Source organism: Mycobacterium sp. SMC-16, from assembly GCF_046250085.1.
Lineage (GTDB): Bacteria > Actinomycetota > Actinomycetes > Mycobacteriales > Mycobacteriaceae > Mycobacterium > Mycobacterium phocaicum.
Map to the genome: position 1 here is coordinate 5,177,502 of NZ_CP176427.1, position 22,002 is coordinate 5,199,503.

General features: G+C 68.0%; 20 protein-coding genes. 6 read left to right on the forward strand and 14 right to left on the reverse strand.

The genetic code is table 11. The annotated features are described in order from the left end of the window. Positions 1 to 34: 34 nt before the first annotated feature. Positions 35 to 790 (reverse strand): glucose 1-dehydrogenase, encoded by a 756-nt coding sequence (locus tag ACJEIK_RS25275; protein WP_409430462.1) that lies wholly within the window; start codon positions 788 to 790, stop codon positions 35 to 37. Between the two features lie 2 nt (positions 791 to 792). Continuing rightward, entirely contained in the window at positions 793 to 1,590 is a 798-nt protein-coding gene (locus ACJEIK_RS25280) for an SDR family oxidoreductase (RefSeq protein ID WP_267324133.1), read from the reverse strand. A gap of 176 nt (positions 1,591 to 1,766) precedes the next feature. Between ACJEIK_RS25280 and ACJEIK_RS25285 the strand changes: the two genes are divergently transcribed. Next, positions 1,767 to 3,176 (forward strand): wax ester/triacylglycerol synthase family O-acyltransferase, encoded by a 1,410-nt coding sequence (locus ACJEIK_RS25285; RefSeq protein ID WP_409430463.1) that lies wholly within the window; start codon positions 1,767 to 1,769, stop codon positions 3,174 to 3,176. A 161-nt stretch (positions 3,177 to 3,337) separates the two neighbouring features. Here the strand turns inward: ACJEIK_RS25285 and dmpG are convergent, their stop codons facing one another. Genes dmpG through ACJEIK_RS25300 form a run of 3 tightly spaced genes read right to left on the reverse strand, consistent with a single transcriptional unit; the run spans position 3,338 to position 6,130 of the window. Then, positions 3,338 to 4,402: a 4-hydroxy-2-oxovalerate aldolase gene (gene dmpG, locus ACJEIK_RS25290; RefSeq protein WP_212807218.1), complete on the reverse strand. Its 1,065-nt coding sequence runs from the start codon at positions 4,400 to 4,402 to the stop codon at positions 3,338 to 3,340. Continuing rightward, positions 4,399 to 5,316 (reverse strand): acetaldehyde dehydrogenase (acetylating), encoded by a 918-nt coding sequence (locus tag ACJEIK_RS25295; RefSeq protein ID WP_061003838.1) that lies wholly within the window; start codon positions 5,314 to 5,316, stop codon positions 4,399 to 4,401. The genes dmpG and ACJEIK_RS25295 overlap by 4 nt, the downstream gene beginning before the upstream one ends. A 28-nt stretch (positions 5,317 to 5,344) precedes the next feature. Beyond that, complete coding sequence (locus ACJEIK_RS25300) at positions 5,345 to 6,130, reverse strand: 2-keto-4-pentenoate hydratase (protein WP_212807219.1); 786 nt, start codon at positions 6,128 to 6,130, stop codon at positions 5,345 to 5,347. A 71-nt stretch (positions 6,131 to 6,201) separates the two neighbouring features. Between ACJEIK_RS25300 and kstD the strand changes: the two genes are divergently transcribed. The 3 genes from kstD to ACJEIK_RS25315 all read left to right on the forward strand — a co-directional run bounded on the left by kstD (position 6,202) and on the right by ACJEIK_RS25315 (position 10,093). Next, entirely contained in the window at positions 6,202 to 7,884 is a 1,683-nt protein-coding gene (gene kstD, locus ACJEIK_RS25305) for a 3-oxosteroid 1-dehydrogenase (protein WP_133426438.1), read from the forward strand. 1 nt (position 7,885) lies between these two features. Further along, positions 7,886 to 8,746 carry a MaoC family dehydratase gene (locus ACJEIK_RS25310; RefSeq protein ID WP_020100792.1) on the forward strand — a complete coding sequence of 287 codons (861 nt, stop codon included), beginning with the start codon at positions 7,886 to 7,888 and terminating at the stop codon, positions 8,744 to 8,746. 216 nt (positions 8,747 to 8,962) lie between these two features. Then, positions 8,963 to 10,093, forward strand: coding sequence for a DUF1942 domain-containing protein (locus tag ACJEIK_RS25315; RefSeq protein ID WP_409430464.1), 1,131 nt, complete (start codon positions 8,963 to 8,965; stop codon positions 10,091 to 10,093). Positions 10,094 to 10,171: 78 nt separating this feature from the next. On the opposite strand, the gene ACJEIK_RS25320 is transcribed toward ACJEIK_RS25315, so the two are convergent. The 9 genes from ACJEIK_RS25320 to ACJEIK_RS25360 form a co-directional block, all read right to left on the reverse strand. After that, the gene (locus ACJEIK_RS25320) at positions 10,172 to 10,933 is read right to left on the reverse strand and encodes a hypothetical protein (protein ID WP_409430465.1); all 762 of its coding nucleotides are present in this window, start codon (positions 10,931 to 10,933) and stop codon (positions 10,172 to 10,174) included. A 16-nt stretch (positions 10,934 to 10,949) separates the two neighbouring features. Further along, the gene (locus tag ACJEIK_RS25325) at positions 10,950 to 12,074 is read right to left on the reverse strand and encodes a hypothetical protein (RefSeq protein WP_267324363.1); all 1,125 of its coding nucleotides are present in this window, start codon (positions 12,072 to 12,074) and stop codon (positions 10,950 to 10,952) included. 91 nt (positions 12,075 to 12,165) lie between these two features. Further along, the gene (locus ACJEIK_RS25330; protein ID WP_409430466.1) at positions 12,166 to 13,980 is read right to left on the reverse strand and encodes a DUF2339 domain-containing protein; all 1,815 of its coding nucleotides are present in this window, start codon (positions 13,978 to 13,980) and stop codon (positions 12,166 to 12,168) included. Positions 13,981 to 14,088: 108 nt separating this feature from the next. Beyond that, positions 14,089 to 15,243, reverse strand: coding sequence for a lipid-transfer protein (locus tag ACJEIK_RS25335; RefSeq protein WP_204158543.1), 1,155 nt, complete (start codon positions 15,241 to 15,243; stop codon positions 14,089 to 14,091). Between the two features lie 2 nt (positions 15,244 to 15,245). Further along, positions 15,246 to 15,641: a MaoC family dehydratase gene (locus ACJEIK_RS25340; RefSeq protein WP_409431759.1), complete on the reverse strand. Its 396-nt coding sequence runs from the start codon at positions 15,639 to 15,641 to the stop codon at positions 15,246 to 15,248. Between the two features lie 8 nt (positions 15,642 to 15,649). Next, positions 15,650 to 16,615, reverse strand: a complete 966-nt coding sequence (locus ACJEIK_RS25345) for a bifunctional MaoC family dehydratase N-terminal/OB-fold nucleic acid binding domain-containing protein (protein WP_061006578.1) — start codon at positions 16,613 to 16,615, stop codon at positions 15,650 to 15,652. An 11-nt stretch (positions 16,616 to 16,626) separates the two neighbouring features. Next, a complete protein-coding gene (gene fadE29, locus ACJEIK_RS25350; RefSeq protein WP_409430467.1) occupies positions 16,627 to 17,790 on the reverse strand; it encodes an acyl-CoA dehydrogenase FadE29 in 1,164 nt (387 codons plus the stop codon). Next, a complete protein-coding gene (locus ACJEIK_RS25355; RefSeq protein WP_061010177.1) occupies positions 17,790 to 18,794 on the reverse strand; it encodes an acyl-CoA dehydrogenase family protein in 1,005 nt (334 codons plus the stop codon). Before ACJEIK_RS25355 ends, fadE29 begins: the two co-directional genes overlap by 1 nt. A 48-nt stretch (positions 18,795 to 18,842) precedes the next feature. Then, the gene (locus tag ACJEIK_RS25360; RefSeq protein WP_061006575.1) at positions 18,843 to 20,090 is read right to left on the reverse strand and encodes a cytochrome P450; all 1,248 of its coding nucleotides are present in this window, start codon (positions 20,088 to 20,090) and stop codon (positions 18,843 to 18,845) included. A gap of 157 nt (positions 20,091 to 20,247) precedes the next feature. On the opposite strand from ACJEIK_RS25360, the gene ACJEIK_RS25365 reads away from it, so the two are divergent. After that, positions 20,248 to 21,399 (forward strand): steroid 3-ketoacyl-CoA thiolase, encoded by a 1,152-nt coding sequence (locus tag ACJEIK_RS25365; RefSeq protein WP_061010174.1) that lies wholly within the window; start codon positions 20,248 to 20,250, stop codon positions 21,397 to 21,399. A 22-nt stretch (positions 21,400 to 21,421) separates the two neighbouring features. Beyond that, complete coding sequence (locus ACJEIK_RS25370; protein ID WP_061006707.1) at positions 21,422 to 21,916, forward strand: nitroreductase family deazaflavin-dependent oxidoreductase; 495 nt, start codon at positions 21,422 to 21,424, stop codon at positions 21,914 to 21,916. The last annotated feature ends 86 nt before the right edge of the window (positions 21,917 to 22,002 follow it).

Sequence of the window (22,002 nt, forward strand, 5' to 3'; positions counted from 1 at the left end):
CCCATCTTGCCGGGCGAGTCTGACAAGTCGCTCGTTACGTCGGGACGACCGGTATCCGACCCGCGCTCGCGCCGCCGTCGACCGCAAGGTCCGCACCCGTCATGTACGACGACGCGTCCGACGCCAGGAACGCCACCACCTCGGCGACCTCCTCCGGGGCGCCGACGCGGGTGAGCGGCGCACCGGGGTGCCCGCCGGGGCCGCGTTCGATCGGCAGGTGCGCCACCATCGGGGTGTCGATCATGCCGGGGTAGACGGTATTGACCCGAATTCCCATGGGGCCCAGCTCGATTGCGGCGACCTTGGAGAAGCCCCGCAGGCCCCACTTCGAGGCGCCGTAGGCGCTGTAGCCGGCCAGGCCCTGCAGACCGGCCTGCGAGGACACGTTGATGATCGCGCCGCCGCCGACCGCACGCATGGGCTCGACGACAGCCTTGGTGCCCAGGAACGGCCCGATCAGGTTCACGCGCAGCTGCCGCTCCCACGACTCGGCGGTGTGGTCCAGCAGTGGTTCGACGGTGCAGATGGCCGCGTTGTTGACCAGCGCGTCGACCCGGCCGAACTCGCTCAGCGCCAGCTCGACCGTTGCGCGCCAATCACTTTCGCTGCCGACGTCGTGCCGCTGGAACCGGGCGGCGGCGCCGATCGACGCGGCGACCGCCTCCCCCTCGTCGACCAGGACGTCGGTGAGCACGACCTGCGCGCCGCGCTCGGCGAACAGCCGCGCCTCGGCCTCGCCCTGACCGCGCGCCGCGCCGGTGATGATCGCGACCTTGCCGGAGAGATCCATCGTCAGTCGCTGTCCTGGTCGATGCCGGTCAGCATGAGCTCGGAGACCCGGCGCGGGGTCTCGGTGAGGTAGGCCATCGCCGCGATGCGCTTGGGCAGGATGACGTGCTTCTTCTCCTTCTCGACGGCATCGGCGATGGCCTCGGCGACCATGTCGGCGTCCAGCGGCTCCTGCGGGATCATGCGGAATTTCAGGGACCGCTCGATGGTGCGGCGGGCAGGGCCGAACGAGCGGATGTGATCGATCATGTCGGTCTTGACCTCACCGATCTGCACCAGCGTGGTGCCCACCGGCTTGTTGCGCAGCTCTGACCGGATGCCGGCGGTGAAGTGGCTGAGGCCGGCCTTGGACGCGCCGTACAGGGTGACGCCCGGACCGGTGGAGATGGCGCCCATCGAGGACACGTTGACGATGTGCCCACGGCCGCGCTTGATCATCCCCGGCATCACCTGACGACACAGCTCCATCGGAGCAATCAGGTTGACCTGCAACAGGTCTCGCACATCCTCCGACGACGCCTCGTAGAAGCGGCCGACCCGGTCCACACCGGCGTTGTTGATGATGACGTCGACGGGGCCGTCGGCCTCGACGCGGCCGATCAGCTCCTCGACCGCCGCCGGATCCATCAGATCGGCGGGATATGCCTTGCCGCCCAACTCTTTCGCCAGCTCTTCGAGCTGCTCGGCGTTGCGCGCGACGAGTGCGACGTCGGCGCCGCGGCGGGCCATCGCCTGTGCGATGTTCCGGCCCAGGCCACGGCTGGCACCGGTGACCAGAACCCGGCTGTTCCTCAGTTGCATATCCCTACTCCATTCCCGATCGTGCTGTCCCGGCGGAGCCCTCGAGCTCCGCGTCGCGACGCCGAGTCAGCTCATGGTGAGCACGCTAAACGCGGGACGAGCCGAAATTCAGAGGTAGTTCCCAATCAACGAGACAACATGTCCGCTGGCTCACATTTTTGGCTTCATAGTGATGTATGCGACGTTTATCGGGCGAGGACAACAGCTTCCTGGCGTGGGAAAGTGCCGTCCAGCCGCAGCACACCATCAAGGCCGTCGTCCTCGATCCGGCACAGGGCCACGAGCCCCTCACCTTCGACGCCGTGCGGGCCGCACTGCCTGGCCTCGTCGACCGCGTCGAGCCCCTGCAGTGGCAGCTGATGTCGCCGCGATTCGGCGCCGGCCGGCCGTGGTGGATCACCCGCGCGCGGGGCGACCTGAACTACCACATGAAGCGCGCCACGGCCGCTGCGCCCGGAACCGATCGCGAGCTGGGTGCGGAGATCGCCAAGCTCTTCGAGGAGCCGCTCGACCGGAACCGCCCGGCCTGGCAGCTGTGGTACATCGACGGACTGGCCGACGGCCGCATCGCCCTCGTGCTCAAGATCCACCACGCGGTGGCCGACGGCATGGCGTCGCTGAACCTGCTCGAGCAGTTCTACAGCCAGGACCCCGCCGACCGGCTGCCCGAGCCGTCGGCCCGGCCCGTGTCCGACGAGCACCGGCCGCCGACCGCGCAGTGGCTGCCGATGGTGGCGCGCCAGCAGGTCAAGTCGCTCACCAAGTTTCCGAAGGTCCTGGCCCGCACGGCCAAGGTCACCCGCACCATTCAGAACCGGCAGAAGGCGGGCAAGCCCGGCTACGCCGAGGCCTTCATCCCGCCGGCGCTGCCGTTCAACGAACCGCTGACCGCGCGCCGCGGCTTCGCGTTCATCAACGTCGAGATGGACCAGATCAAGCGGGTGTCGAAGGCGTTCGGCGTGAGCGTCAACGACGTCTTCCTCGCGATGTGCAGCACCGCTCTTCGCGAGTACCAGGCGTCCCGCGGTCCCGTCGGCGACGACACCATGACGGCCGTGGTGCCGGTGTCGATGCGCCCGCAGGACGGCGACCGGTGGGGCAACAAGGTGGCCCGGTGGAACGTCGAACTGGCCACCAACGTCGCCGACCCGGTCGAGCGGTTGAAGACCATCTCGGCGAACACCGCCACCGCCCGCGAGGTGCAGAGCGAGCGCGACGCCTGGCTGCAGCACGACTGGATGGAGTACTGGCCGCTGTTCAAGGTGTACTCGCGGGTGCTGCCGACCATCGGCGCGCGGGTCAAGAAGCGGCCGATGTTCAGCATGATCGCCTCGAACATGCGCGGCCCGCAGCAGACGCTGTACTTCGGCGGCGCCCCGGTCGAGAAGCTCATCTCGACCGGCCCGCTGGTCTTCCCGATGGGCATGAACATCACCGGCTGGAGCTACGAGGGCGGCATGCAGATCTGCGTGCTCGCCTGTACCGACCAGGTTTCCGATCCGCACGCCATCGCCGATCAGCTGCCGGCGGCGCTCGCCGAGTTGGTGGCGCGCTGCGAGACCGACGCGGACTCCGTCAACAGCTGACCCGGCTACGCAAAAACGCCGGCCGTCCCGTTCGGGGCGGCCGGCGTTTTTGGTGGGTTCGAGGCGGGCAATTACGTCACCCTCGCCGCGCGTGAGCGTGCGCAGAATGTACGCGAAACACGGTGTGTCGCGGTACAAACACGCACGCTCGCGGGAGAGAACTAGGACTTGCCCTCGGCCCGCTCGCGCTGGATCTCGAGAGCGATGTCGATCAGCTGGTCCTCCTGGCCGCCGATCAGCTTGCGCTGGCCGACGCGCAGCAGCAGCTCATGGGCGGGCACGCCGTAGCGCTCGCCTTGGCGCACCGCGTGCTTGAGGAAGCTGGAGTACACACCCGCGTAGCCCATCACGAGCGCGTTGCGGTCCAGTAGGCACTCGGCCGGCATGGCCGGGGCGACAACCTCTTCCGCGGCGTCCGCGATGTCGAAGAAGTCGATGCCGGTCTTGACGCCGATCTTGTCGAACACGCCGACGAGCGCCTCGACCGGAGCGTTACCGGCACCGGCACCGAACCGGCGGCAGGAACCGTCGATCTGCTTGGCACCCGCGCGCACGGCCTCGACCGAATTGGCAACGCCCAGACCGAGATTCTCGTGTCCGTGGAAACCCACCTGCGCGTCGTTGCCGAGTTCGGCCACCAGCGCGCCGACCCGGTCGGCGACACCTTCGAGCACCAGCGCACCCGCGGAGTCCACCACGTAGATGCACTGGCAGCCGGCGTCGGCCATGATGCGGGCCTGCGCGGCCAGCTTCTCCGGGGAGATGGTGTGGCTCATCATCAGGAAGCCGACGGTCTCCAGGCCCAGCTCACGGGCGAAGCCGAAATGCTGGATCGAGACGTCGGCCTCGGTGCAGTGGGTGGCGATGCGGCAGATGGAGCCGCCGTTGCCCTGCGCGATGCGGATGTCTTCCTTGGTGCCCACGCCCGGCAGCATCAGGAAGGCGATCTTGGCGTTCTTCGCGGTCTCGGCCGCGATGGTGATCAGCTCCTGCTCCGGGGTCTTGGAGAACCCGTAGTTGAAGCTCGAACCACCGAGTCCGTCGCCGTGGGTCACCTCGATGACCGGAACACCCGCGTTGTCGAGCGCGCCGACGATCGCGCGGACCTCGTCACCGGTGAACTGGTGGCGCTTGTGGTGTGAACCGTCGCGCAGCGAGGTGTCCGTCATGCGGACGTCCCAGGCGGCGTCGAAGAAGATGTCTCCGGGCTGCAGTGCGGTGCTCATGCCTTGACTCCCACGATTTCCTTGGCGATCTCCTCGCCCACCTTGGTGGCCGCGGCGGTCATGATGTCCAGATTTCCAGCGTAGGTCGGCAGGTAGTCGCCGGCACCTTCCACCTCGACGAAGATGCTGACGACGTGCTGGCCACCGTTGACCACCGACGGCTCGTCGAACTGCGGCTCGTTGAGCAGCCGGTAACCCGGCACGTAGGTCTGCACCTCGGCGACGACGTCCTTGACCGACTGCGTGATGGCAGCGTGGTCGGCATCCTCGGGGATGGCGCAGAAGATGGTGTCGCGCATGATCATCGGCGGCTCGGCCGGGTTCAGGATGATGATGGCCTTGCCGTCCCGGGCCCCACCGATGTTGCGCACGCCGGCGCTGGTGGTCTTCGTGAACTCGTCGATGTTGGCCCGGGTGCCGGGGCCCGCCGACGCCGACGACACCGACGCCACGATCTCGGCGTAGGGCACGCCGCCCTGCGCCTCGACGGCACGCGACACGGCGTAGACCATCGGGATGGTGGCCTGGCCACCGCACGTGACCATGTTGACGTTCATCGAATCCAGGTGCGCCCGCAGGTTGGCCGGCGGGATGACGCCCGGGCCGACGGCGGCCGGGGTCAGGTCGATGGCGCGGATGCCGGCTTCCTCGTACCGGGGCGCGTACGCCTTGTGCACGTATGCGCTGGTGGCCTCGAAGATGAAGTCCGGCTTCTCGCTCTGCGCCAGCAGCCAGTCCGCCCCTTCGGCGCTGGTCTCCAGACCCAGCTTGCGGGCGCGGGCCAGGCCCTCGCTCTCCGGGTCGATACCGATCATCCAGCGCGGCTCGAGCCAGTCCGACCGCAGCAGCTTGTACAGCAGGTCAGTACTGATGTTTCCCGAGCCGACGATCGCGACGCTCGCTTTGGACGGCATGCTCACTCCTCTATAGAAACTTTGGGTATTACGCGAAAGACAGGTGGACAGAACCCAATCCGGCGAATTCGGCGACGAAGTCGTCACCCGGCTTGGCATCGAACGCCCGCATGCAGGCACCCGGCAGCACGACGTCGCCGGCCTTGAGACGCACGCCGAACTGATCGACCTTGCGCGCCAGCCACGCGACCGCCGTCACCGGGTTGCCGAGCACCGCGTCGCTGCGGCCCTCGCCCAGCACCTCGCCGTTGCACTTGAGCACGGCGTCGATGTTCCGAATGTCGATGTCCTTTGGAGACACCCGCTCCTTGCCGAACACCCAGCCGGCCGAGGACGCGTTGTCGGCGATGGTGTCGCACAACTTGACCTGCCAGTTGGTGATGCGGGTGTCGATCAGCTCGATGGCCGGCGCGAACGCGGCGGTGGCGGCCAGCACGTCGTCCTCGGTGCAGCCGGCGCCCGGCAGATCGTCGGCCAGCACGAACCCGACCTCAACCTCGACGCGCGGCAGGAGGTACTTCGAGGTCAGCACGGGCTGGTCCTCGAATACCTGCATGTCGTCGAGGAGGTGCCCGTAATCGGGTTCATCCACATTCATCATTTTCTGCATGGCCTCGCTGGACAGACCAACCTTGTGTCCCACCACGCGGGCACCTTCCGCGACCCGCTGACGGATGTTGAGCAGCTGGATCTCGTACGCGTCGACGACGTCGATGTCGGCGTAGGCGTCGGTCATCGGCGACATCGCGACCCGGCTGCGCTCGGCTTGGGCCAGCGCGGCGGCGAGCTCGGCACGCACGTTATCGGACAGCATTCGTGAATTCCCCTAACTTCATGGACCGGCGCAGTTGTCCACAGGCCGGGCAATTCTATAACGTGTTCTACATGACTGGACAGGAGTACGACGTTGTCGTCGTCGGCAGCGGTGCAGCCGGTATGGTCGCCGCCCTCACCGCAGCCCATCAGGGCCTTTCGACAGTAGTCGTAGAAAAGGCCCCACACTATGGAGGTTCCACTGCGCGGTCAGGTGGCGGCGTCTGGATCCCGAACAATGAGATTTTGCAGCGTGCGGGGGTAAAAGACACCCCGGAAGCAGCCCGCACCTACCTGCACAAGATCGTCGGCGACGTGGTGCCCGCAGAGAAGATCGACACCTACCTGCAGCGCGGCCCCGAGATGCTGTCGTTCGTGCTCAAGAACTCGCCGCTGAAGCTGTGCTGGGTGCCGAACTACTCCGACTACTACCCGGAGGTCGAAGGCGGCCGCGCCGGCGGACGGTCCGTCGAGCCCAAGCCGTTCAACGCCAAGAAGCTCGGCGTCGACGAAAAGGGCCTGGAGCCGGCGTACGGCAAGGTCCCGCTGAACATGGTTGTGATGCAACAGGATTACGTCCGGCTCAACCAGCTCAAGCGCCACCCGCGGGGCGTGCTGCGCAGCCTCAAGGTCGGCATCCGCGCCACCTGGGCCGGCGCCACCGGCAAGAACCTGGTCGGTATGGGCCGCGCCCTGATCGCGCCGCTGCGCATCGGCCTGCAGAAGGCCGGCGTCCCGGTGCAGCTGAACACCGCGCTGACCGACCTGTACTACGAGGACGGCCGGGTTGCCGGCATCTACGTCCGTGACACCAACGCTCCGGAAAGCGCTGAGCCGCAACTGATCCGGGCCCGTCGTGCGGTGATCCTGGGCAGCGGTGGCTTCGAGAAGAACCAGGAGATGCGCACCAAGTACCAGCGCCAGCCGATCACCACCGACTGGACCGTCGGCGCCAAGGCCAACACCGGCGACGGCATCCTGGCCGCCGAAAAGCTCGGCGCCGCACTGGAAATCATGGAAGACGCCTGGTGGGGGCCGACGGTGCCGCTGCCCGACAACCCGTGGTTCGCCCTGTCCGAGCGCAACTCCCCCGGCTCCATCATCGTGAACATGAACGGCAAGCGGTTCATGAACGAGTCGATGCCGTACGTGGAGGCCTGCCACCACATGTACGGCGGCCAGTACGGCCAGGGCGAGGGCCCGGGCGAGAACGTGCCGGCGTGGTTGCTCTTCGACCAGCAGTACCGCAACCGCTACATCTTCGCGGGTCTGCAGCCGGGACAACGCATTCCGAAGAAGTGGACCGAGGCCGGCGTCGTCGTCAAGGCCGACACCATCGAGGAACTGGCGGAGCTCACCAACCTGCCCGTCGATGAGCTCAAGGCCACCATCGAGCGCTTCAACGGCTTCGCCCGCAGCGGTGTCGACGAGGACTTCGGCCGCGGCAACAGCGCCTACGACCGCTACTACGGCGACCCGACCAACAAGCCGAACCCGAACCTGGGCGAGATCAAGCACGGCCCGTTCTACGCGGCCAAGATGGTGCCCGGCGACCTCGGCACCAAGGGCGGCATCGTCACCGACATCCACGGGCGCGCGCTGCGGGAGGACGGCTCGGTGATCGAGGGCCTGTACGCATCTGGCAACGTCAGCGGTCCGGTCATGGGTCACACCTACCCCGGCCCCGGCGGGACCATCGGCCCCGCCATGACCTTCGGATACCTCGCGGCACTTCACGTGGCAGGAAAGGGCTGACATGCCGATCAATCTCGACGAGGCCATCGGGGCCGAACTCGCACCCGTCGAATTCTCGTGGAGCAGCAGCGATGTGCAGCTGTACCACCTGGGCCTGGGAGCCGGCGCCGACCCGATGAGCGAGCGCGAGCTGCGCTACCTGATCGACGACAAGCCGCAGGTGCTGCCGACGTTCGGCAACGTCGCGCAGAGCTTCCACGAGACCAAGGCGCCGACGGTCAAGTTCCCGGGCATCGATATCGAACTCAGCCGGGTGTTGCACGCCAGCGAGGCCATCTACACCGATGCGCCGATCCCGCCGTCGGGCACGGGCCGTGCCGTCACCAAGTTCACCGAGATCTGGGACAAGGGCAAGGCCGCCGTCATCTGGTCGGAGACGACCGTGACCACCCTCGACGGCGCTCCGCTGTGGAAGCAGAAGCGGTCCATCTTCGCCCGCGGTGAGGGCGGCTTCGGCGGCGACCGGGGTCCGTCGACCTCGGCAGCCGAGCCCGACCGCGCACCGGACCTGCAGATCGCGCTGCCCACGCTGCCGCAGCAGGCCCTGCTGTACCGACTCTGCGGTGACCGCAATCCCCTGCACTCGGACCCGGCGTTCGCCAAGGCCGCCGGCTTCGACCGCCCGATCCTGCACGGTCTGTGCACCTACGGCATCGGCTGCAAGGCCATCGTCGACAACGTGCTCGACGGCGACGCCGGCCGGGTCCGGTCCTACGGCGCGCGCTTCGCGGGCACCGTTATCCCGGGTGAAACCTTGCAGGCCAACCTTTGGCGTGACGGTGAACGAATCACCGGCGTGCTGACGGCGCCGAGCCGGGACAACGTCGTCGTGCTTGCTGGAATCGAGCTCACCGCGTCCTGACCAGGACGTATACGGAATCGGCCGCCTGTTCGGCGGCCGATTCCGGCAAACCAGGGGCAGCGGCCGGGTCACCGCTGTCGCGTCAACCTGTATCCACAGCTGACGCTTAACCTGCTAGTTTTCGTAGTAGTCAGTAATTGTCCAATTACTCGTGACTCAACTTCCGTGGGGGAAGCCGCCCGTCGGACGACTTGGAGACAAAGGAGCCACATCACCATGAGTACCCGCAAGATCACCATCGCCATCGGCGCAGCCGCCGCATTCGGCCTGATCGCGACGCCGTTCGCCGTGGCCGACTCGACTCAGCCCGCAAGTGTGTCGCCCGCTCCGACCACCATTGCGTTCGGCAAGGACGGCAAGCTCGTCGACGGGAACACCGTCGCGGAATGGCAGATCAGCAACCTCAAGCCCAGCACCGACGTGCTGTCGCAGCACCTCAACGGCACGCTCTGGGAAGCGACGGCCGAGTACTCCGCTGAGCGCGGCAGCTCCCAGCCGTTCGTGCCGAACCTGAACGCCCGCACCGCCGACGGTGAGAACTACCGCGTGCTGTGGGGCGCGGCCACGCCGCAGGGCCTCAACCCCGCCGGCCTCTCCGAGGGACAAGAGTCCAAGGGCAAGGTCTACTTCGATGTGACGGGCGCCGCGCCGACCAGCGTCGTGTACACCGACGGTGACCGCGAGGTGCTCAAGTGGCAGGGCACCGAAGCCGCCACCGGTGCCGCTCCCGCCGCCGCTCCGGCTCGTGGCACTGCCCCGGCCGCCACCCCGGCGCCCGCTGCCGCTCCCGCCGCCGCTCCTGCTGCCGCCCCGGCGGCCGCTCCTGCCGGTCTCGGCAGCGCCGTGCCCGGCGCCACCCCGGCCGGCTCGGTTCCCGCCGCCGCGGGCGCGCAGCCTCCGGCCGGCACCACCACCGGTCAGGTTCCGGCGGCGACGCCGAACGGTGAGACCCCTGCCGCCACCCCGGCCGGCACCCCGGCGGTTGCTCCGGCCCCGGCCGGCACCCCGGCTGCTGACGCACCGGCTCCGGCCGGCGCCCAGGTTCCGGCGGGCACTCCGGCCGGTACCCCCGCGGGCACCCCGGCCACGCCTCCGGCCGCCGGCCAGGCCCCGGAGGCCGCTCCGGTTCCCACCGCCGCCGAAAGCGGCCCGGGCACCGCTGCCACTGCCGGTGGCGCCGTCTCGCAGGCTCCGCTGACCCCGGCGCCGGCTCCGGCCCCGAGCCAGGCCATCGCCGGCCAGCCGGCCTCCAGCGCGGGCCAGGGCACCACCGCCCCGGCCGGTAACCAGCAGGCCGCTCCGGCTGCGCCGGTCACCCCGACCCCCGCTCCGGCCCCCGCTTCCTAACCGTCAACCATCGAATTGGGGCCAGTCGCGATTTCGCGACTGGCCCCAATTTCGTTGTCTGGCTTGTTGTTTCGGTAACTACATCTGACGGCCGACGTCACCGCCACGCTGCGGCGGCGGGGCCACGGGCGCGACCGGCGCCGGACCGGCGTTGTGCGAGCCCGCACTGGGACCCGCCGCCGGCGGTGCCGCCGGAGCCGGAGCGGACGTGTGCCGACGGGAATCGCGGGCGTCCTGCTGGGCCTCGCGCCGGTCCTGCTGCGACTGCCGGTTGTCCTGCTGTTGCTGGCGCGCGTCCTGCTGGGACTGCCGGTTGTTCTGCTGGTTCTCCCGGGCGTCCTGCTGCGCCTGACGCTGCTCGGGTGACATGGGGGCGCCGCCGCCGGCCGGCCCACCGGGCTGGCCCTCCGGGGGCTCGCCGCCCGGCATGCCGCCTTCCTTGCCGCCGCCCTTGCCCATGGCCTGCTGGATCATCTGGCCGAACTGGCCGGCCTGCTGGCCCATCTGGCCCAGACCGCCACCCTGGCCGGCCATCTGACCCGCCTGCTGGCCCATCTGGCCGAGCTGGCCGAGCATCTGGCCCATCTGGCCGACGCCCTCGCCACCCTTGCTGTCGGCGTTGTCGTACGCCGACTGGGCCATGCCGACCTTGCCGGAGAACATGCCCTCTTTGGCCTGCAGCGACGCCACATTGGCGGTCATGTCGGCGGCCATGGCCGGCAGGACCGCGGCGATGGTTGCGCTCATGGCGTCCTCGCCGGGCTGGATCATCGGCATCTCGGGCAGCTCGACGGAAGCCGCGTTCCAGCTGATGTTGTCCGGTGTCTTCATCATCGACATCAGATATCCCCCCTACTCACCAGTCGTCGTCGATGTCTTCGTCATAGGAACCGTGATCGAGCGCTTCGGGCACCGCCAGCTGGGTGATGCGGCCCCCGCCGCCACCACCTTCGCGGTGCCCCATGCCGCCCATGGCACCCATCGCGCCACCTGCACCTGCGGCGGCCGCGACCGGAGCCAGGCCGCCGGCACCCATGCCGGCCGCGGCGCTCGCCGGCATCACCCCGGGTCCGGCCGGACCGGGGCCGACCATCTTGGCCAGCAGCGGCGTCTGCACGGAAGCCGCGCCCACACCACCGCCGCCACCGCCGGGCATGCCGCCCTTCATCAACCCTGCGCCGTGGGCGGCCCCGGAACCACCGGCCAGCGGATGATTCGAGAACGCGCCGAACGGCGACGCGCCGAGGCCGGCCTTGCCCTGACCGCCGCCCTGGAACAGGGACGTCAACTGCTGCAGCGGCTGCGAAAGTTGTTGCAGCGGTTGCATGGCCTGCTGCGGCAGCTGCCCGAGCATCTGCGGGAGCTGACCGGCCATCTGCATCATCTGGCCCATCATCTGGCCCATCTGGTCGCCGCCCTTGCCCGCCGACTCCGCGGTTTTCTGCGCAGTCTGCGCCACCTGCGGCGGCACGCCGGCCGTCGGGATGCTCGGGGGCGCGCCGACGAAGTTGGCCACCTCGGTGGCACTGGCCGTCACCGCGGCGATGTTCTGGGACAGGCCCATCTTGATCCGGCTCTGGATCAGCTCCTGCACGTTGGGGAACGGCGCCGCCGACAGAGCCATGCACTCCGCCTGGACTTCCTCGGCGGTGGCGTTCACCAGGTTCTTGGTCTTGACGACCGCGGCCACCATGGACTGCAGCTTGGCGGCGATGGCCGCCGCCTGCGCGCCATTGGCCTCGTGGCCGCCGATGATGGTGCCGGCCTCGCCCGCCGCCGCCAGCGAAGCCGCGCCCTGCCACTGGTCGGTGAGGTTCATCAGCTGGCTGGTCTGCTGGGGCACCACTGATCCGCTGATCTTGGTGGCCAGCTTCGTATAGTGGGCGGCAGCTTCTTCGAGCTGTTCCTCATTGACGTTGGGCCACCCCGGGCCCGTCACCGTCTGCGATCCGAACGGACTGCTGTCCGGCTGAATCCCCATAGACACGGCCCCCTTCCCCAGACATACCGCGTCGGTTCGAGCCTACCGCCCCGACGGCCACCTACCCGACGCAAACTGACGGTGGGCCGGTCTACGGATTCGGCTGATCCTGTCGGGCGAGCAGCCGGGCATAGCCGGTCCCCATCGCCAGCAGCACGAGGCCGACGACGATGAACACCGCCACCCGGAACATGCCGCTCAGAGTTCCCAGATCGAACAGGAAGAGCTTGGCCATCGCGGCCGCCACCAGCGTCAGGCCGCCGCCGATGGGCAGGGACCGCTGCGCCCTCGGCTGGCGCGCCGCGTACGCGAACAACGCGGCTGCCACGGCGATCCAGCCGATCGTCGCGACCATGTGGCCCGCGAAGAAACCGCCCTTCACACCGCCGATCAGCACGCCCGCGGTGACCGTCGACATCGTGGACGCGTAGGCGGCGACCACGACCGCGCCCGCCCACATCAGCCGCATCTCGTCGTCGTCACGCCTGCCGGCCCACGACCACACCACGGCCACCGCACTGGCCACCGCAAGGATGCTGGCGATGATGGTGGACACGGCGCCGTGGGTAGTCAGCTCCACTGCGCGGAACAGCAGGTCCGGCGGCGAGTAGCTGAGATAGACGGCACCGCCCACGGCCCCGAACCCGGCAGCGACCCAGCGGGCGATAGCGTCACGACGCCCGGCGACGGCCACGACGACCGACATCACGAGCAGCACGGCACCGCCGGTCCTGCCGCCGAAGGCCACCAGCACCGCGACCAGCGCGTGGACCGCCGCCACCGCCGACCAGATCCGCCGCACCACACCGGCGACGCCGGGCAGTCGATTGCCGGCCAGCACGACGGCCAGGAACAGAGCCGCCACCGCAGCGATGATCGACGCGGCGATCAGCGGACCGACCACCGCCGAGACGAACAGCACCGGCAGCGCACCGCCCGCGGTGGCCACGGCCAGCAACGAACGGTTGGACGTCTTGGGCAACAGGAGCACCGCACCCGCGACGGCCAGCACTGCTGCCGCCGCGCAGGCCCCCGCCAGTCCGGGATTCCGGTCCGTGCCGAACGCCGCCGAGGCCAACGCGACCAGCATGGGGAAGGTGCAGACGGCGGTGCGGGCCACGAACATCGCGACCCAGTCCTTGCCGAGTTGCACCGGCAGCGACGCCGCGGACAGCGCCAACATGAACCCGATCAGCAGCAGCGAGACGCCGTCGGCCACCACGGGCGCCAGCACGGCCAGGGGTACCAGCACCAGCAGCGCGAGCTGCTGGGAATCCCAGCGCCGGGCCAGGGTCAGGCCGCCGCCACCTATCACCGCCGCCAGCACCAAACCGACTGGCGCAGACAGCCATTCGTAAATCGTGGTGACGGCCACGACGTCGATGTACGCCGCGGCGATACCGGTGGCGGCCAGGGCAACCGCACCGACTGTGCCGCCGGGGCGCGTCTTCAGGCGCATCGCGCCGGCCACCAGACCCGCAGCCAGGACGGCCCCCGCGCCGACGCGGAACTCGGGCCGCAGCAGCCCGGCCTGCGCGGCGAGCACCAGCAGCAGGGCGACGCCGATCAGCGTCACCGCGACACCGGCGGCGGCCAACGCTTTGCCGATCCAGCCGTCCGAGCGCTCGGGTCTCGGCGGCTGCTGCTGGGCCTGCGGGTGCGGCGCCGCTGTCGGCGGCATTGGCTCGGGTGCCGGTTGAGGTGCCGGTCCCGCGGCCGGCGTGGTCTGGGGCGGCTGCCAATACTGTTGCGGCGCCGCATATGCGACGGGCTGCGCAGCCGGATGCTGGTACGCCATCGACCGATCCAGTTCGGTGAGGCAGGCCGAGACCCAGGCCAGATGATGGGAGATCGCTGCGACATCCTGGGAGAGCCGGGCAACCATCGCCCGCTGCGGTTCGGTCATGCAGGTCATCATCGCGCCGAGCCATTGGAGTTCGGATGAGTAGGACTACCCCCATTGAAAGCAAAACTGCCCCCATTCCGTGGAAGGGGGGCAGTTTGCGAGGCGAAATCAGCCCAGGATCAGGCCTGACGTCGGGACGCCGGTGCCGGCGGTGACGAGTACGTGCTCGACATCGGGCACCTGGTTGACCGAGGTACCACGCAGCTGCCGAACCCCCTCGGCGATGCCGTTCATGCCGTGGATGTAGGCCTCACCGAGCTGACCGCCGTGCGTGTTGATCGGCAGCTTGCCACCGAGCTCGATCGCGCCGTTCGCGATGAAGTCCTTGGCCTCGCCCCGGCCACAGAAACCGAGCTCTTCGAGCTGGATCAGGGTGTACGGGGTGAAGTGGTCGTACAGGATCGCGGTCTGAATGTCGTTGGGCGTCAGGCCACTCTGGCCCCACAGCTGCTTGCCGACCAGGCCCATCTCGGGCAGGCCGAGCTCGTCGCGGTAGTACGAGTACATGGTGAACTGGTCTTCACCCGCTGCCTGCGCCGCCGCCTCGACGACGACCGGACGCTGCTTGAGATCCTTGGCGCGCTCCGGCGTGGTCACGACGATCGCGACACCACCGTCGGTCTCCTGGCAGCAGTCCAGCAGGCGCAGCGGCTCCGCGATCCACCGCGAGTTCTGGTGGTCTTCGATGGTGATCGGCTTGCCGTAGAAGTGCGCCTTCGGGTTGGTCGCCGCGTGCTTGCGGTCGGCCACCGACACCACACCGAAATCGGCACTGGTGGCGCCGTATTCGTGCATGTAACGCTGCGCGACCATGGCGACCGAGGCGGCCGGCGTGCTCAGCCCGTGCGGGTACGACCAGCTGTACTCGACACCGCGGGAGTCGGCGTTGACGGTCAGACCCGTCATCACCTGGCCGAAGCGGTGCTCCGAACGCTCGTTGAAAGCCCGGTATGCCACAACGACTTCCGCGATACCGGACGCCACCGCCAGCACGGCCTGCTGCACGGTCGCGGCCGCGGCGCCGCCGCCGTAGCCGATCTGGCTGAAGAACTTCAGGTCCCCGATGCCGGTGGAGCGGGCCACCGCGGTCTCCAGGTTGGAGTCCATGGTGAAGGTCACCAGACCGTCGACGTCCTTGGGCGACAGGCCCGCGTCGTTCAGCGCGTCGGTGACTGCCTCGGCAGCCAGCCGCAGTTCACTGCGGCCGGAGTTCTTGGAGAAGTCGGTGGCGCCGATACCGGCGATGACGGCCTTGCCGGAGATGCTCACTGCGCGGCTCCCATGGTCAGCGTGGAGGTGGCGATGACGTGATCACCAAGACTGTTGCTGCCCACCACTTTCAGCGTCACGAGGTCGCCTTCGACCGCGGTCACCTCGCCACGGAAGGTGATGGTGTCGTAGGCGTACCACGGCACCCCGAGGCGCAACTTGATCGACTTGATGATGGCGTTCGGGCCCGCCCAGTCGGTGACGTAACGCCCCACCAGACCGGTGTCGGTCAGGATGTTGACGAAAATGTCCTTGGAGCCCTTGGCCTGTGCCTTGTCCCGGTCGTGGTGCACGTCCTGGTAGTCCCGGGTGGCAATGGCGGTCGACACGATGAACGTCGGGTCACCGTAGATCGAGAGTTCGGGCAGTTTGGTGCCCACGGCGGTGCTCACAGTGGCGGTCACTTTGCGGCCTCCCATGCGTACAGGCTCCAGGCCGGACTGACATCGCTGTCCGGGAAGTCGAGGAACGTTGCGCTGACCGGCATTCCGATCTTCACGTCGTCATGCTCGACGCCGCGCAGCTCGCCGAGCATGCGCACGCCCTCTTCGAGTTCGACGAGCGCGATGATGAACGGCAGGCTGCGGCCGGGCACCTTCGGCGCGTGGTGCACGACGTAGCTGAACACCGTGCCGCGGCCCGACGAGACGACGTAGTCGATCGGAGCATCTTTGTCCTGCCAGATCGCGGGCACCGGCGGGTGCTGCAGCGAGCCGTCGGGCCGCTTCTGGATCCGCAGTTCGTGCGCGTTGACGCCGTCCCAGAAGAACTGGGTGTCGCGCGACGACGACGGGCGCATCAGCTTGTCCGGGTCCAGATCGGCTGGGATGGAACCGGTTTCGGCTGCCTCCTTGCCCTGCTTGTTGGCGGGCAGGAACTTCATGATGCGCCAGTCCATGTCGGCGACTTCCTCGTCACCGACATGCCACCGGATCTTCTGGTTGACGAAGTAGCCCTCGCCCAGCGCGGTCTGCTTCGGGCCGACCACGTCGGTGACCTCGGCGCTGATGCTGACGCGCTCGCCCGGCTGCAGGTAGCGGTGGTAGGTCTGGTCGCAGTTGGTGGCGACGACGCCGACGTACCCGGCGTCATCGAACAACTTCATGATCCGGGCCAGCGGATCATCGTCGGACCGGCTGCGGCCCAGGCCCATCATGGTCCAGACCTGGATCATGGCGGGCGGCGCCACGATGCCGGGGTGACCGGCGGCCTTGGCGGCCTCCTCGTCGACGTAGATCGGGTTCTTGTCGCCGATCGCGTCGACCCAGTGGTGAATCATGGGCTGGTTCACCGGGTCCCGGCTCAGGGTCGGCTTGCTGCGTCCGGATGCGACGATCTCGTCGATACCGGCCTGAAGATCAGTCATCGATCGCCCTCCTACCGCGAAACCCGCGGCACCTTGAGGCCCGATGCCGCGATCATCTCGCGCATGACCTCGTTGACCCCGCCACCGAACGTGATGACCAAGTTGCGCTTGGCCATGGTGTCCAGCCACTGCAGCACCGTTGCGGTGTGCTTGTCGGCCGGGTTGCCGAAGCGTCCGACGACCTCTTCGGCCAACCGGCTCACTTCCTGGATGCGCTCGGTGGAGAACACTTTCGTCGCGGCCGCGTCGGCGACGGCGATGTTCTCGCCGGACGACGCGACCTGCCAGTTGAGCAGTTCGTTGAGCCGCATGATCGACTTGATCTGCCCCAGCAGCCGCTTGGCCTCCGGATTGTCCAGCGGGACAACGCCATCGGAGCCCGCTTCGGAAGCCCACGCGTGCACCTGCTCGTAGATGCCGGCCACGCGACCGGCCGGGCCGAGGCCGACGCGCTCATGGTTGAGCTGCGTGGTGATCAGCTTCCAGCCGCCGTTCTCCTCGCCGACCAGCATGTCGGCGGGCACCCGCACATCGTTGTAGTACGTCGTGTTGGTGTGGTGCGCACCGTCGGACAGGATGATCGGGGTCCACGAGTAGCCCGGGTCCTTGGTGTCGACGATCAGGATCGAGATGCCCTTGTGCTTCGCCGCGGTCGGGTCGGTGCGGCAGGCCAGCCACACGTAGTCGGCGTCGTGGGCGCCGGTGGTCCACATCTTCTGACCGTTGACGATGTACTCGTCGCCGTGCCGCACCGCGGTGGTCCGCAGCGACGCCAGGTCGGTGCCGGCTTCGGGCTCGGAGTAACCGATCGCGAAATGCACTTCACCGGAAAGGATTCCGGGCAGGAACTTCTTCTTCTGTTCCTCGGTGCCGAGCAGCTGCAGGGTGGGTCCCACGGTCTGCAGCGTGACCATCGGCAGCGGGATGTCGGCGCGGTTGGCCTCGTTGATGAAGATCTGCTGCTCGATGGGCCCGAAGCCCAGGCCACCGTACTCCTTGGGCCAGCCCACACCGAGCTTGCCGTCGCTGCCCATGCGCTTGATGACGGCGCGGTAGGCCTCGTTGTGCCGGTCGGTCTCCATCGCCGCCGCCTCTTCGGGCGTGATCAGCGTCGAAAAGTACTCGCGCAGTTCGGATTGCAGCTTGCGCTGTTCCGCGGTCAGGTCGATAAACATCAGGCTCCCACCAGATCGAGACGGTGCGACGGACCCCCGAGCAGGCGGTTGAGGTCCTTGATCGAGGAGTAGTAGCGGTCCATCGGGTAGGTGATGTCCATGCCCATGCCGCCGTGCAGGTGATGGCACAGCCGCATGGCCGGCGGGGCCTGCGAGGTCAGCCAGTAGCCCAGGATGGCCAGGTCCTCGGCTGCGTCGAGTCCCTCCGACAACCGCCACACCACCGATGTGGAGACCAGATCGATTGTCCGCGAAGCGATGTAGACCTCGGACAGCTGCGCTGCCACGGTCTGGAAGGTCGACAGCGGCCGGCCGAACTGTTCGCGCGTCGCGGTGTAGTCGGCGGTCAGCCGCAGCGCACCGGCCACCAGCCCGGCACCGAATGCGCCGATCATGGCCAGCGCCAGCTCGTTCACCCGCGCGACCGTGGCACCGGCCAGCACTTCGTCGTCGGCCACTGCCACGTCGGTGAAGGTGACGACGTATTCATCGGACCCGTTGGCGGTCGGGGTCTTCTCGACCGTCACACCGGCGGCCGTGGGCGACACCACGACAACCCCACTGTCGGTGGTGACCAGCAGCCACTGCGCCGTCTCGGCATAGGGCACACCGATTTTGGTGCCGTTGAGCTTGCCGCCCGCATAGCTCGTCGACGGCTTCTCCGGCAGCTGGTTGCCGGCCTCGTTCAGCGCGGCGGACAGCACCGCACCCGAGGCGACACCCGCGAGATACCGGTCCTGCTGCGCTTCGGTGGCCAGGTCGACCAGCGGAACCAGGGCGAGCCCGATCGTGGCCAGCGCCGGACCGGTGGTGCCGCGCCGACCGATCTCGGTCAGCGCGGTGGCCGCCTCCGGCAGCCCCAGCCCGTCACCGCCCAAGCGGTCCGGCACCGCAAGTGCCACGACGCCACCGGAAACCAGTGCGTCCCAAGTGTTTTCCCGCTCGAGCACAGATGTCACCACATCGGCGACAGCCTGCTGCTCGGGGCTCGGTGTGAAATCCACCCGAATCCTCCTTGATTCGTGTTACCGGACTACTGCAGTCAGTCGCCGTCAGTGCTGGACGGGGCACTTACCCGTGTAGTCAACCTGCCAGTGCTTGATGCCGTTGAGCCAGCCCGACATCAGCCGCTCGGGCTCACCGATCGAGGCCAGGTCCGGCATGTGGTCGGCAATGGCGTTGAACATCAGGTTGATGGTCATGCGCGCCAGGTTGGCGCCGATGCAGTAGTGCGCGCCGGTGCCACCGAAGCCGACGTGCTGGTTCGGCGTCCGCATGATGTTGAAGGTGTGCGGATCCTCGAACACCTCGTCATCGAAGTTGGCCGAGCGGTAGGACATGACGACCCGCTCGCCCTTCTTGATCTTCACGCCACCGAGCTCGGTGTCCTCGAGTGCGGTGCGCTGGAACGCGGAAACCGGTGTGGCCCAACGGACGATCTCGTCCGCGGCGCTCTCCGGGCGTTCCTTCTTGTACAGCTCCCACTGGTCGGGGTTCTGCGCGAAGGCGATCATGCCGTGCGTGATCGAGTTACGGGTGGTCTCGTTGCCGGCCACGGCCAGCATCACGACGAAGAAGCCGAACTCGTCGTCGGACAGCTTCTCGCCCTCGATGTCTGCCTGCACCAGCTGGGTGACGATGTCTTCGGTCGGGTTCTTCGAGCGCTCGGCGGCCATACCCATGGCGTAAGTGATCAGCTCGAACGACGACGCCGCCGGATCGATGTGCGCGTACTCGGGGTCCTCGCCGGCCGTCATCTCGTTGGACCAGTTGAACAGCTTGTCGCGGTCTTCCTGCGGCACACCGAGCAGACCGGCGATGGCCTGCAGCGGCAACTCACACGAGACCTGCTCGACGAAGTCGCCGGTGCCGGACGCGGCCGCGGTCTCGGCGATCTTCTGTGCCCGCTCGTTCAGCTCGGCCTGCAGGCGGCCGATGGCACGCGGGGTGAAGCCGCGGGAGATGATCTTGCGCAACCGGGTGTGCTGCGGGGCGTCCATGTTGAGCAGCACCGCGCGCTGCACGTCGACGGCCTCGCGGGTCATGGCCTGCGGCCACACCGGAATGGCGCCGTCGGGTGCGCTGCCGAAGATGTCGTTGCGCTTCGAGACCTCTTTGACGTCCTCGTAGCGGGTGACGATCCAGTACCCCTTGTCACCGAAGCCACCGGTGCCGCCGGGCACGTCCACCCAGTGCACCGGCTCTGACTTACGCAGGGCGGCGAGCTCCTCGATGGGCAGGCCTTGGAGGTTCAGGTTCGCGTCCAGCAAGTCGAAGTCGGACGGGATCGGGCAGGGCATGGTGTCTCCTCGGGGAATCCAACGCCTCAGAACCGGGTTCCGAGACAAATCCTTCTAGTTCGGCGTTGCGACCATTGAAACACGCCTTCACCGCAGATAAAAGGCACGTCCCGATCGTTGCTTGTCAGAGTAATGAAACGTGTTCTAGCCTGAGCTCATGGGTAATCCTGTCATCGTTGAAGCCACTCGTAGCCCCATCGGCAAGCGGGGTGGCTGGCTGTCCGGCCTGCACGCGACCGAACTTCTGGGCGCCACGCAGAAGGCTCTCGTCGAGAAGGCCGGGCTCGATGCCGGCGACATCGAGCAGCTCATCGGCGGCTGCGTCACGCAGTACGGCGAGCAGGGCAACAACATCACTCGCCAGTCCTGGCTGGTCGCCGGATTGCCCGAGCATGTCGGCGCCACCACCATCGACTGCCAGTGCGGCAGCGCCCAGCAGGCCAACCACCTCATCGCGGGTCTGATCGCCACCGGCGCCATCGACATCGGCATCGCCTGCGGCATCGAAGCCATGAGCCGGGTGCCGTTGGGCGCCAACGGCGGTGGCGCCCGCGCCGCGTCGTGGGACATCGACCTGCCCAACCAGTTCGAGGCCGCCGAGCGCATCGCCAACCGCCGGGGCATCACCCGCGCCGACATCGACGCGCTGGGCTTCGCCTCGCAGGCCAAGGCCAAGCAGGCATGGGCCGAGGGGCGCTTCGACCGTGAGATCTCGCCCATCGAGGCGCCGGTCATCGACGAGAACAAGCAGCCGACCGCCGAGCTGAACTGGGTCACCCGCGACCAGGGTCTGCGCGACACCACCCTCGAGGGCCTGGCGGCGCTGAAGCCGGTCATCGAGGGCGGCATCCACACCGCCGGTACCTCGTCGCAGATTTCCGACGGCGCGGCCGCGGTGCTGTGGATGGACGAGGACAAGGCGAAGGCCCTCGGATTCACGCCCCGCGCCCGGATCATCGCGCAGGCCAACGTCGGCGCGGAGACCTACTACCACCTGGACGGCCCGGTGCAGTCGACCGCCAAGGTGCTCGAGAAGGCGCGCATGTCGATGGCCGACATCGACCTGGTCGAGATCAACGAAGCGTTCGCGTCCGTCGTGCTGTCCTGGGCTCAGGTGCACAAGGCCGACATGGATAAGGTCAACGTCAACGGCGGCGCCATCGCGCTGGGCCACCCGGTCGGTTCCACCGGCTCGCGGCTCATCACGACCGCGCTGCACGAACTGGAACGGACCGGCAAGTCGACCGCGCTCATCACGATGTGCGCCGGCGGCGCGCTGTCCACCGGCACGATCATCGAGCGCATCTAGAGCGAGGAGCAGGGTCGCCACCATGGCCGACGGGGAAATGAGCGACAGGCAGCTGAAGATCCTGAATTCCAAGGGAATGCAGGTCGGCTTCAAATGGATGTCGCGAATCAACACCTGGGCGTTCCGGGCCACCGACGGCCGGATCGGCGCCAAGTGGCGACTGGGCTCCAAGCCCGTCGCCACGCCCCCGCCCGTCGGGATCCTGACCACCATCGGCCGCAAATCCGGCGAGCCGCGTGACAGCCCGCTGTTGTACCTGCGCGAAGGCGACCGGATCGTCGTCGTCGCCTCACAGGGCGGTCGCGACACCCACCCGATGTGGTACCTGAACCTGGTTGCCAACCCCAAGGTGAAGTTCCAGGTGCGCGGCGAGAAGCTGCAGCTGCTCGCGCGCGAGGCCACCGATGCCGAACGCGACGAGTACTGGCCCAAGCTCGACGCCATGTACCCGGACTTCGTCGACTACCGGTCGCACACCGACCGCAAGATTCCGATCATCCTGCTCGACCCGGCCTGAGCACCGACCGAGAACTCCCCTGGGACGCACGTCGTTCCAGGGGAGTTTTTTGTGGGCGGTGAACCGATCAGGCCGGGCGATCGTGA

What these genes read in the sequence shown, in the direction of transcription:
- kstD (WP_133426438.1), top strand. Translation starts at nt 6,202, where the DNA reads ATGACTGGACAGGAGTACGACGTTGTCGTCGTCGGCAGCGGTGCAGCC.
- ACJEIK_RS25365 (WP_061010174.1), top strand. Translation starts at nt 20,248, where the DNA reads ATGGGTAATCCTGTCATCGTTGAAGCCACTCGTAGCCCCATCGGCAAG.
- ACJEIK_RS25330 (WP_409430466.1), bottom strand. Translation starts at nt 13,980, where the DNA reads ATGACCGAACCGCAGCGGGCGATGGTTGCCCGGCTCTCCCAGGATGTC.
- ACJEIK_RS25280 (WP_267324133.1), bottom strand. Translation starts at nt 1,590, where the DNA reads ATGCAACTGAGGAACAGCCGGGTTCTGGTCACCGGTGCCAGCCGTGGC.
- ACJEIK_RS25285 (WP_409430463.1), top strand. Translation starts at nt 1,767, where the DNA reads ATGCGACGTTTATCGGGCGAGGACAACAGCTTCCTGGCGTGGGAAAGT.
- ACJEIK_RS25320 (WP_409430465.1), bottom strand. Translation starts at nt 10,933, where the DNA reads ATGTCGATGATGAAGACACCGGACAACATCAGCTGGAACGCGGCTTCC.
- ACJEIK_RS25310 (WP_020100792.1), top strand. Translation starts at nt 7,886, where the DNA reads ATGCCGATCAATCTCGACGAGGCCATCGGGGCCGAACTCGCACCCGTC.
- ACJEIK_RS25345 (WP_061006578.1), bottom strand. Translation starts at nt 16,615, where the DNA reads ATGACTGATCTTCAGGCCGGTATCGACGAGATCGTCGCATCCGGACGC.
- ACJEIK_RS25325 (WP_267324363.1), bottom strand. Translation starts at nt 12,074, where the DNA reads ATGGGGATTCAGCCGGACAGCAGTCCGTTCGGATCGCAGACGGTGACG.
- ACJEIK_RS25315 (WP_409430464.1), top strand. Translation starts at nt 8,963, where the DNA reads ATGAGTACCCGCAAGATCACCATCGCCATCGGCGCAGCCGCCGCATTC.
- ACJEIK_RS25275 (WP_409430462.1), bottom strand. Translation starts at nt 790, where the DNA reads ATGGATCTCTCCGGCAAGGTCGCGATCATCACCGGCGCGGCGCGCGGT.
- fadE29 (WP_409430467.1), bottom strand. Translation starts at nt 17,790, where the DNA reads ATGTTTATCGACCTGACCGCGGAACAGCGCAAGCTGCAATCCGAACTG.
- ACJEIK_RS25370 (WP_061006707.1), top strand. Translation starts at nt 21,422, where the DNA reads ATGGCCGACGGGGAAATGAGCGACAGGCAGCTGAAGATCCTGAATTCC.
- dmpG (WP_212807218.1), bottom strand. Translation starts at nt 4,402, where the DNA reads ATGAGCACCGCACTGCAGCCCGGAGACATCTTCTTCGACGCCGCCTGG.
- ACJEIK_RS25300 (WP_212807219.1), bottom strand. Translation starts at nt 6,130, where the DNA reads ATGCTGTCCGATAACGTGCGTGCCGAGCTCGCCGCCGCGCTGGCCCAA.
- ACJEIK_RS25295 (WP_061003838.1), bottom strand. Translation starts at nt 5,316, where the DNA reads ATGCCGTCCAAAGCGAGCGTCGCGATCGTCGGCTCGGGAAACATCAGT.
- ACJEIK_RS25360 (WP_061006575.1), bottom strand. Translation starts at nt 20,090, where the DNA reads ATGCCCTGCCCGATCCCGTCCGACTTCGACTTGCTGGACGCGAACCTG.